This window comes from Tahibacter amnicola, assembly GCF_025398735.1.
Classification (GTDB): domain Bacteria; phylum Pseudomonadota; class Gammaproteobacteria; order Xanthomonadales; family Rhodanobacteraceae; genus Tahibacter; species Tahibacter amnicola.
Map to the genome: position 1 here is coordinate 3,034,176 of NZ_CP104694.1, position 10,191 is coordinate 3,044,366.

The window sequence follows — 10,191 nt, forward strand, 5'->3', positions numbered from 1 at the left end:
AATGGCCAGCGCCCCGCCGCGCAGATGCTACGGATTGAACCCGTCCGTAAAGAGGAAATCTGACGGCTTGGCGATGGAGAAGGCATCCAGCTGCAGGTGGTTGCCGGTGCTGCCAATATGGCCGAGCGAGACCGAGGTACCGGTCGTCAGATCGACACGACGGATTTCACCGCCGCCATTGGCCGAACCCATCCACGTGGCCATGTACAGCGTGCCGGTGGAATCGTCAAAGTCCATATCCTGGTAGTCGCTGAGATTGACGCCCAGGCCCTGCGGCAGCGCCGTGGCTGCGCCGGTGGTCGGATTGATCCGCAGGATCTTGTCCTGCGACGCATCGGCAATGAAGATGCGCCCGTCCGGATGGACGGCCATCGCGACCGGATTCATCGCGCCGGAAATCGTGGCAACCGTGGTGACGGCGCCGGTCGCGAGATTGACGGCACCCAGCGTCGGCGTGGCCGTGCCGCTGGAATTGGCAGAGATCACGTACAGCTTTTGCGCCTTGTGGCTCCACGAGGCGGCCGCCCAGCGCGCACTGCTGCCCGGTGGAATGGTGCTGGTGCCGACGGTGGTGCGCACATTGCCGGGCACGGTCACGGTGACCAGCTGGTTGGCTTCGCGATCGATCGCGTACAACTTCGAGAAGTCGTTGCCGACGAAGTCACCGGCGTAGGCGCGCAGTTGCGGCGACGTCGCGCCGTGGCTGGTAACGACGCCGGGCGAACCCAGCGTCAGCGAAACCAGGGGAATGCCACTGCCATTGAGCTGCAGGGCATAGGCTGTGCCTTCGACTGTGCCACTCGGTAGCACCGTCAGCTGCAGGGTGCCCGAGTGAGTGAGTGCGCTGGAATTGCCGGCGATGGTGACGGTTGCGCTGGCGGGTGCCGCATTACCTGCGGCGGTGAAGGTCAACGTGGAAGCCACGCTGCCGTTCGCCGGCGGCGTGACGGACGTCGGGGAGAACGACGCCGTCACGCCTGCCGGCAGGCCGCTGGCGGTGAGAGTGACCGGCGCTGTAAAGCCGGCGATGCTGGTGACGTTGACCGTGCTGGTGGCGGTGCTGCCCGGTGCGACGCTGGCGCTGTCGGGATTGGCAGCCACGCTGAAGTCGGGATTGCCGCCGGTGGCGTTGTTACAGGTGGCCGACGTCGTATCGGTGAACGTGGAGCCGGCGACCGGGACGAAGTCGGCACGGTAGCCGGTCGATGACAGCGTCAGTTTCAGCACGCCGTAGGTGTCATCGTTGGCGCGTTGCAGCAGCGTGTGCGTGCCGTTCAATGCATAGAAGCCACGGCCACCGCTGCCGATCAGAATTTGCGCGATGCCGTCGCTGGCGGCCACGAGCGAGGGGTTTGCTTTCGCGTAGCGTTGGTAGTTGTGATCGTGGCCAACCAGGACGAGGTCGGCCTTGTAGTCGTAGAGGGCATTCCACAGCGGTTTGACGCCGGACACGCCGGTGTAGTTGCCACGGCTGATCAATGGATGGTGCCACACGGCCGCAGTGCAGGGCTTGGTATTGGCCGCCAGATCGTTCCGCAACCAGGTCTCCTGGGCGGAGCCGGCGCTCATCGAGATATTGCTGTTGAGCGCAATGAAGTGCCAGTCGCCGACATCCCAGCTGTAATAGCCCTTGCCGCGTTCACCGGCGATGCCATTGTTGTTGCCGACGCCGTTGAAATAGTCGAAATACCCCGAGGCGCCGCTCGTGTTGTATTCGTGATTGCCGGGAGTGGGTTTTGTATACGATTTGAACGGCCCCCAGTAGGTGTTGTAGAAGCTGTTGTATTGCGCCAGCGTGCCGTCGCTGTAGGCGTTGTCGCCGGCGGTGAAGACGGCCACCGGATTGATGGCGGTGATCAGGCTGGCCGTGCGCGAGCAATCGGCGCTGTCGCAGATGTCGCCGGCGCCCGCGACGATGGCCGTCGTGTCGCCCAGCGGCAAGGTGCCAAATTGATAACCGTCGATCTGGAAGCGGCTGTCGGTGCTGCGGAAGCTGCGTTCGATCGTCACGCAGTCGCCGCGCAGTGCGCGGATACTGAACTCTCGACCCCGATAGGCGGAGCCCTCCAGTGTGTAGCTGTCGCCGCCGGAGCTGCGCAGCGTGAGGGCGTCGTAGCCCGCCAGGTCGAGCGATTTGAATCGCAGGCGCATCCACTGCGCGCCCGGCTCGCAAATCTGGTTCACCGGCGCCGCCAGGCGCGGATTGGCGGGTGTTTCCAACTGCCGCGTGAGGGCCGAATCCTCTGCCACCTGCACGATCGATTCCGCGGCGCCAGCCGGGCTCGGGGAAACCGACCCCAGCCCGATGGCCACAGCAACGGTCAACACGGTACGAATACAACGATCCATCGGGACATCCCTACCTTGGTTAACGGTGTTCCGCGCCGCCGCGGCGGCACTGGAGTGGCCGGGCGGTCCTCATCCGCCCGGTACGGCGATCACGGCTTCGATGCCGAAGGAGCCCGCAGCTCGTGTCGCGAGCCTGACACACGGTTCGGCGTCGATTCCCGCCACACGTCACAACACGCCGTGAAAGGGTGGCGGGCTCCGCATCGTCGACCACCGGAATCGCGCAGGATGGCGGTTGCGCAAGTCGGGGCGATGACAATCGCCTAATTCGCAGTGGGGTGGCCGCGCGGGCCACGTCGGATCTTCAATGGGCGCCGAGGGTGACGACGGCCTGGCGGATCACGGGTTCCTGGCAGTCGGGATGGGCCTGGGCAATGGGAAGGGCGTCGCGCAGCAGGGCCAGTCCTTCGGTCGCGTGGCCGGATTGCGCGGTCAGGCTCAGCCCCAACCCCACGCGCAGCGGCGACAGCTTGATGCGGTTGTCGGGCCCGTACATGTCAGTCGCTATTTCCAGCGCCGCGCGGTAATCCTGCGCAGCGTCGGCCAGGCGACGCTGGTAGAGACGCAATTCGGCCCGCGTCGCCAGCAACTGTGCGCGCACGTAGCGGTGTTCGTCGCCATCGCGTGACAGGCTGCGCGTGGCGTCGCTGATCAGGCGATCGGCTTCGATGCCGTTGCCCTCGCGCAGCCAGGCAATGCCCAGGACTGCCTGTGTCGCCGCCACCCACAGGTGGTCGGGGCCAAACTGCCTGCGTCGCAGGGTTACGGCGCGTTCCAGCCAGTGCCGTGCCGGCACGGTTCTCCCCGCGCACAGGTGGGCGATGCCGACGTTCTGGGCGATGGTCGCAGTGCCGGCGTGATCTTCGCCGCGCACGCGCCGCGCCTTTTCGTGGGCTTCCTCCACAATGGGCAACGCGGTGTCGTAGTCGCCGCCGCCCAGGTGCGCCATGCCCAGCATCCAGCGCATGTCGATCGTCAGCGGATGATCGGCACCCAGGCGTTCCGTCGCGAAGGCCAGGCCCTGGCGAGCCTGTTCGACGGCCTCGTCGGCCTGGCCCAGCCGCAGGCTGCAGTAGGCGCGTCCGTGGGTGATCTTCACCCGCACCAGGGGGCCGTCGGCTTCGCTCACCGCTGTTTGCAGATCGGTGAAGCGCTGGTGGCAGGCGCGGAAGTCGCCCAGCTGACTTTCATTCCAGCCCAGTTCCGTGTCGATATGGTGCAGGAGCGGTTGGTTGTCCTGGGCCTGCGCTTCATCACGCAGGGCGCGAAACATCATCCCGGCGTCCGAGTTACGGGCAGTGCGCATGGCGATGCGGGCACGCTGGAAACGCGCTTCCAGGAGCGCCGGCGAAGGCGGGGAGGCAGCCTGTGCCAGCTGCTCGATGGCGCTGTCGAGGGTGGTACGCGCCTTATCCTGGCGCCCCAGGTTGCTGAGGATGCGCCCCAGCTCGAAATTGACCTGGCCGGCGATCTCCGGGTGCCCGGCAAAGCGTCGTGGCACCTTGTCGACGGCCTCCTCGACCACCGTCGTGAGTGCCACGCCATTCTTTCCGCCGGCCCAGGGATCGGCGGCGCTGAGAATGTCCTTGGTGATGAAGTCATTGACCGCCTGCGTCACTGCGCGGGCGCGCTCCGCTTCACGACGTGCCAGTTCCGCGCGGTCGCGTTCGCCAGCCAGCTGGTAGGTGAAGGCGCCGACCGTGCCGAAGAAAACCACGGCGATCGCCGCGGCTGTGCCAAGCGCCAGCGGGTGTCGCCGTGCCCACAGCAGGCAGCGGTGACGGACGGACGCTCGGCGCGCAACCACGGGATAGGCGCCCAGGAACCGGCGCAGGTCCGCATCGAACTCGGCGACCGTCGCGTAGCGCTGCTCCGGTTCCTCGGCGCTGGCACGGGCGAGCACGGCCAGCAGATCCGGTGCGGACACTGCTGCGTTGCCGGCGCGGATCACGGTGTCGCACAGGCGGCCCAGCTGCCAGATATCGGAGGCAATGCCCACTTCCTGGCCGGCCAGTTGCTCAGGGCTGGCAAAGCCCGGTGAAAACGCGGTTGCGCTGCGAGAGCCATCCATCAGTGCCGCGATACCGAAATCGAGCAGACGTGGTTGGCCATCCGCGTCGACGAGCACATTGCCGGGCTTGATGTCGCGGTGAACCAGCAGCTTGCCGTGCGCGAATTTCACCGCGTCGAGCACCGGCAACAGCAGGTGGATACGTGCCGTGAGATTCAGTCCGCGCGCGACGGCATGCTGGTCGATCGGCAGGCCTTCCACCAGTTCCATCGCGAACCAGGGATGCCCGCCGTCGCAGTGCCCGCCATCGATGAGGCGCGCGATGTTCGGATGCTTGAGGTTGGCCAGTATCTGGCGCTCATGCCGGAACAGCCCCATGCGGGCTTCGTCCGGTCGGGTATCCGGCAGCCATTTGAGCGCGACCTGCTGCTCGTATTCACCATCGGCGCGCGCCGCGCGGTACACGATGCCCATGCCGCCGCGACCGATCTCCGCCGCGACGCGGAAAACCCCGACGCGTTGGCCAGGCGCGAGTTCGCCCAGTCCGAAGCGCTCGTCCACCAGGTCGCGGAACAGGCTGCAACGCAGCGGACCGCCGGGTTCGAGCAGATTCAGGCGACGACTGAGGCGGCTGCGACGTTCGTCGTCACCGTCTTTGCCCGAGGCGTCGGGACTCATGGCAGCTCGGCCAGGTTCTGCCGCAGCGCGTCACGGGCCACCTGCCACAGGCGCTGCACGGTGCGTAGCGACAGTTGGAGCGCCTCGGCCGTTTCCGGCTCGCTCATGCCGGCAAAAACGCGGCACTCGACGATGCGTGCCAGGCGCGGGTCGCTCGATTCCAGCGCTTGCATGGCCGTTTCCACGGCCAGCAGGTCTTCGGCCTCGGTATCGCGTGCCGCATCGTCGTCGCTGTAGCTGTAGTGGCAGGCACCGCCGCCGCGCTTGGCGGTGACGCGGTCGCGGGCGCGGTTGATCAGGATCTGCCGCATGGCGCGGGCAGCAATCGCGAGCAGGTGAGAGCGGTCACGCACGCCGTCGATGCCCGAGCGCACGAGTCGCTCGTAGCATTCGTGAACCAGTCCGGTAGCCCCCAGCGTGTTGCCGGGAGCAGATCCCAAGGTGCCGCGCGCGATGCGCTTGAGATCGGAATAGAGAATCTCGACCACTTCGTCCCAGGCGTTTCCATCGCCGGAACGTGCGCGATCGAGCAGCACGGTAATCTCGCTCATAGGCGCCCCCACCCTACGACCGACGAGTCTACTCCGGCCCCTGCGGGAGCCGTAGTGGGGGCGATATGAATTTGCAGACTGTGTCGCAGTGGCGCGGATTTCGCATCCGCGCCACTGCCGCCGGGTTACTGGGCGAATCCGTTCAGCTCAAACGGCAGGTCCTGGGTCACGTCGGGGGCGGAATCCGGGTTGCCCTTGTCGAGGATCGTGCTCCAGCTGTTCGAGGACACGGTCAGCTGCCGTGCATTCGCACCGCTGCGTGTCCGCGCGCCGGGCACCACGATCGACGGTGCGAAGTGGCTGCCGCTGGCCGAATCCGTGGACGTCCACACGAGCCAATAGGTGCCGGCCGTGAAATAGCCGTCCGCGGCGCAGGTCGCGGGCACATTCAGGCGGTTGCGCCAGATTCTGCGCGTCTGGTCTGGCGTGCTGGCGGTTGGCACTACGCTGTGGGCGATGCGGAACATGGCGTAGTCGCTGGTGGACGCCAGCACATTGGTGCTGGTGTCGCCGCACAGAACGGTGCTGCCTGAATCGCCGGGACGTCCACGCCAGATCTGCAGGGTGCCGCGCGTGAAGGGCGAGGGCGATGCCGCGACGTCGCGCTTGTAGGCAAAGGTGTCGATGGACTTGATCGTCCACGTCTGTCCGGCTGGTACGGTGAAATCATCGGCAAGCCGGAACGCATTGGCATTGACCGCGTAGCCGCGCTCGATGTTGGCGATGCTGGTGCCGGTATTGAACTGCAGCTCGCTCCAGCTGGTGCCCGCCGGGGCGGCAGTGCCGTTGGCAGCCGTGGTGCCCGAATTGAGGTTACCGTTGCTGTAGATGCGCGTGACTGGCGTGGTGCTGCTGACAGTCAGTTGCACGCTGGCTGTCTTGCTCGTCGTACCCGATTGACCCGTCAGCGTGATGGTGAACGTACCCAGGCTGGCTGTCGCAGCGGCGCTGAAGCTGACCGAGGTGCTGCTCCCGGGTGTCACCGGGTTGGTGGCCACGGCATAGGTGACGCCACTGGGCAGTCCGCTCGCACTGAGCGTGACCGGATTGGTGAAGCCACCCGTTGCGCCCACGCTCACGGTGGTGGCCGCAGTGCCGCCGCGCATCATGCTCAGGGAAGTCGGCGCGGCAGCGACCGAGAAATCGGCGACTACCACCTTGTTGCATTGGCCACTGACCGTATCCGTGAAGGTCGAACCAGCTACGGGCACAAAGTCGGCCTGGTAGCCCGTGGAGGACAAGGTGAGCTTGAGGACGCCGTACGTGTTGGCATTGGCGCGCTCGAGCAAGGGATGCGAACCGCTCAGCGCGTAGAAGCCACGACCACCGGTGCCGATGAGAATCTGGCGCAGGCCCTTGGGATCTGCGGCAAGACTCTTGTTCGCCTTGCCGTAGCGCTGGTAGTTGTGGTCATGGCCGACCAGGACGAGATCTGCCTTGGCATCGTAGAGCGCGTTCCATAGCGGCTGCACTGACGAAGAGCCGGTGTAGTTGCCACGGCTGACAATCGGATGATGCCACACGGCGGCCGTGCAGGGCTTGGTATTGGCGGCCAGGTCGCTGCGCAGCCAGGTTTCCTGCGCCGAGCCTGCGCTCATCGAAATATTGCTGTTGAGCGCAATGAAGTGCCAGTCGCCGACGTCCCAGCTGTAATAGCCTTTGCCGCGCGTACCGGCGATGCCGGTCTGGACGCCAGTGCCGTTGAAGTAGTCGAAATAGCCGGAAGCGCCGCTGGTGTTGTACTCGTGGTTGCCCGGCGTGGGATGCGTGAAGGATTTGAACGGCCCCCAGTAGGTGTTGTAGTGGCCGTTGTACTCACTCAGCGTTCCGTTGCTGTAGGCATTGTCGCCGGCGGTGAAGACGGCAACGGGGTTGATTGCGCGGATCAGGTCCGCAGTGCGCTTGCAGTCGGTGCTGTCGCAGATGTCGCCGGCGCCGGCGACGGTCACCGTGGTCTCCGCGAGCGCCTTTGTACCGTATTGGTAGTTGTCCAGCTGGAAGCGGCTTTTCGCACTGCCGAACCAGGCCTTGATCTGCACGCATTCACCGCGCAGGGCGCGCGTGCTGAATTGGCGGCCGTTCCAGTGATTGCCTTCCAGCACGACGCTGTCGCCGCCAGAACTGGTCAGCTGCAGGGCGTCGTACTGGTCGAGCGTCAGCTCGCGAAAGCCCACGCGGATCCAGTGGGCACCCGGCTCGCACACCTGATTCACCGGCGCGGCAAGCTTGCCGAGCATGGTCGGTGTCTCGACGGCCTTGGTGAAGGCGGAGTCTTCGACAAGTTGCGGCGTGGCTTCGAGCAGGCCAGCCGCCAGAGTGGCGGCCGGGGCCATCGAACAGGCGATGGCAAGGACGACGGCGCGCCGTGGCACACGGCGAATCAACGACTGCATGGTGAATACCCCTCCCGTAGCTGGCTTGGGAACGGCACGATGCCGATCCCGGTTCAATAGCGGGCAAACAGGCAAACCCGACTGAGTATAGGTTGAAACAATGGGACGACCGTGCGACGGCCGGCACAATCCAGCCCCCCGGCTGGGCGACGGCAGCCGCCCCCGGCGGTCGTCCGGCGCTGAAACACGATAGGGCGCCGGATCCCGCCACGTGCAGGGACCAGAACGCTCGCTGGTCGTCTTTTTGCGTCGAGGTCGACGAAAAAGACGCGAGAGTGTGGCGCCTCTGGATTGCAACGATATGATGAAACGATGCCGCGGCTGGCTGGCAGGCCAGTACCGTGATCGGGCCACGGCACCACATCGAAACAGGAACGCACTGATGGACTCGTCTCCCTACCGGCCTGACCGAAAGCGCCGGCGTCTGCTGATCGCCCTCGCCGCCGGTATTCCGGCAACCGGGCTGCTGGCCTTCAGTCAGCGCTGGTTCGCAGCACCTTCCGGGGCGTCGGTGCCGCCGGCCCCACGACCACCGGCCCCAGCCACGGAAGTGACGCCCGATCTGAAAGCACCGGTCGTTGCCGACAGCCCGTTCACGCAGCCGCTGCGGATTCCCGGACGCGAGGGACTGATGGCGCAGACTCCGCGTGGCTCGGCCTTGCGCCTGGTCGCGAAGGAGGGGGCATTTCCGTTGTTCGGTGGACCCGAGACGGCGCTATGGCACTACAACGCCCGCATTGACGAAACCATTGTCGCCAATCCGCTGCTCGCCATCGGCAGGGGCGAACCGCTGGATGTGACACTCGAGAACGCATTGGCTGAACCGACGACGATTCATTGGCACGGCCTTGCCGTCGATGAAGCCAACGATGGTAGCGGCCTGCACCCGGTCGCGCCCGGCAAGAAGCGACGCTACACACTGCGTGTCGAGAACCGGGCGGGCCTGTACTGGTACCACGCCCATCCGCACCAGTTGACCGGCAAACAGATCCAGCGCGGTCTGGCCGGCCTGCTGCTGGTCGATGACGAGGAGGAGCTGACGCTGCGCAAGCGACTGCGGCTGCCCTGGGGTGAGCGTGATATTCCGCTCATGATCAGTGACAAGCAGGTCAATGATAGGAATGAAATAGTCTACAAGGATAATCCGGACGACTGGATCGGCAATCGCGTCCTGGTCAACTGGACGGCCGGGGCCTATCTCGACGTGAAGTCGACGCTCTACCGCTTCCGGCTGATCAACACCAGCAACGCACGTGTGTTCCGTCCGGCATTCCTGCACCGCGGCCGCCCGCTGGCGTTTCACCTGATCGGCACGGACGGCGGGCTGCTGGAAAAGCCCTGGCGGGTGGACGACCTGTTCCTGGCGCCGGCACAACGGGCCGATGTACTGGTGAGCTTTGCCGAAGTGGGCGAGGGCGAATCGGTCATTCTCACCAGCCTCGACTATGTCGCAATGGAGAACGAGGACGACAGCGGGCCCCTGCAGCCACATCTGATGGCTGATCACCCCGGCGCAGTGCCGATGGGGGGCAGGATGGAGCTGATGGAGTTTCGTATAGGTGCCGCTGACCCGAAGGATTCACCGGCCCCGCTACCGCCGAAACTGTGCAACTTTCCAAAACCGGCTGTGGAAGTGACTCCCGTTCGGAAGTTCCGCTTGAGCCTGGATGCGGAGGGAGTGTGGCACATCAACGACTGGAATATGCATGCCAGCGGCCACGACGCACAGTTCGTCGTGCGTCGAGGCACATGTGAGATCTGGGAAATCCACAACGCCATGGCGAGCATGCCGCACCCGATCCATATCCATGGCTTCCAGTTCCACGTGCTGTCACGAACCATCAGTCCGCCCGATATCCGGGCGCGGGCCGTCGTTCCGGGCGGCCTGGGGCCGCAGGACCTGGGCCTGCTCGACACGATCCTGGTCTGGCCCGGCGAGACCGTTCGCATCGCGCTGGACTTTTCCCAGCCGTTCAAGGGACGCCAGCGCTACATGCTGCATTGCCACAATCTGGAACACGAGGACATGGGGATGATGGTGACCTTCGCTGTTACCGATGATGCACCGGTACTTCCCGTGGGCTGATGGATACGGGGTGATCTGGTTCACTGACGTCCGCCAGCCGTCGAGGCTGCTACAAATCCCAATGTTCCGCCTGTCGAAAGTATTGCTGGCCGACTACAATCGTCCGCACAGGCTGGTCCGGCC

The 10,191-nt window shown here is 65.3% G+C and carries 5 protein-coding genes; 1 reads left to right on the plus strand and 4 read right to left on the minus strand.

All coding sequences use genetic code 11. From position 1 onward, the window contains the following. Positions 1-27: 27 nt before the first annotated feature. The 4 genes from N4264_RS12700 to N4264_RS12715 form a co-directional block, all read right to left on the minus strand. Positions 28-2,349: a metallophosphoesterase gene (locus tag N4264_RS12700; RefSeq protein WP_261697404.1), complete on the minus strand. Its 2,322-nt coding sequence runs from the start codon at positions 2,347-2,349 to the stop codon at positions 28-30. A gap of 304 nt (positions 2,350-2,653) precedes the next feature. Next, positions 2,654-5,038 carry a serine/threonine-protein kinase gene (locus N4264_RS12705; RefSeq protein ID WP_261697405.1) on the minus strand — a complete coding sequence of 795 codons (2,385 nt, stop codon included), beginning with the start codon at positions 5,036-5,038 and terminating at the stop codon, positions 2,654-2,656. Further along, complete coding sequence (locus tag N4264_RS12710; protein WP_261697406.1) at positions 5,035-5,589, minus strand: ECF-type sigma factor; 555 nt, start codon at positions 5,587-5,589, stop codon at positions 5,035-5,037. The genes N4264_RS12705 and N4264_RS12710 overlap by 4 nt, the downstream gene beginning before the upstream one ends. Positions 5,590-5,714: 125 nt before the next feature. Further along, a complete protein-coding gene (locus tag N4264_RS12715) occupies positions 5,715-7,982 on the minus strand; it encodes a metallophosphoesterase (protein WP_261697407.1) in 2,268 nt (755 codons plus the stop codon). A 382-nt stretch (positions 7,983-8,364) separates the two neighbouring features. Between N4264_RS12715 and N4264_RS12720 the strand changes: the two genes are divergently transcribed. Further along, positions 8,365-10,068 (plus strand): multicopper oxidase family protein, encoded by a 1,704-nt coding sequence (locus N4264_RS12720; RefSeq protein WP_261697408.1) that lies wholly within the window; start codon positions 8,365-8,367, stop codon positions 10,066-10,068. Positions 10,069-10,191 lie beyond the last annotated feature (123 nt).

Excerpts from the sequence above, each read along its gene's own strand:
- N4264_RS12720 (WP_261697408.1), top strand. The coding sequence starts at position 8,365 with ATGGACTCGTCTCCCTACCGGCCTGACCGAAAGCGCCGGCGTCTGCTG.
- N4264_RS12715 (WP_261697407.1), bottom strand. The coding sequence starts at position 7,982 with ATGCAGTCGTTGATTCGCCGTGTGCCACGGCGCGCCGTCGTCCTTGCC.
- N4264_RS12705 (WP_261697405.1), bottom strand. The coding sequence starts at position 5,038 with ATGAGTCCCGACGCCTCGGGCAAAGACGGTGACGACGAACGTCGCAGC.
- N4264_RS12700 (WP_261697404.1), bottom strand. The coding sequence starts at position 2,349 with ATGGATCGTTGTATTCGTACCGTGTTGACCGTTGCTGTGGCCATCGGG.
- N4264_RS12710 (WP_261697406.1), bottom strand. The coding sequence starts at position 5,589 with ATGAGCGAGATTACCGTGCTGCTCGATCGCGCACGTTCCGGCGATGGA.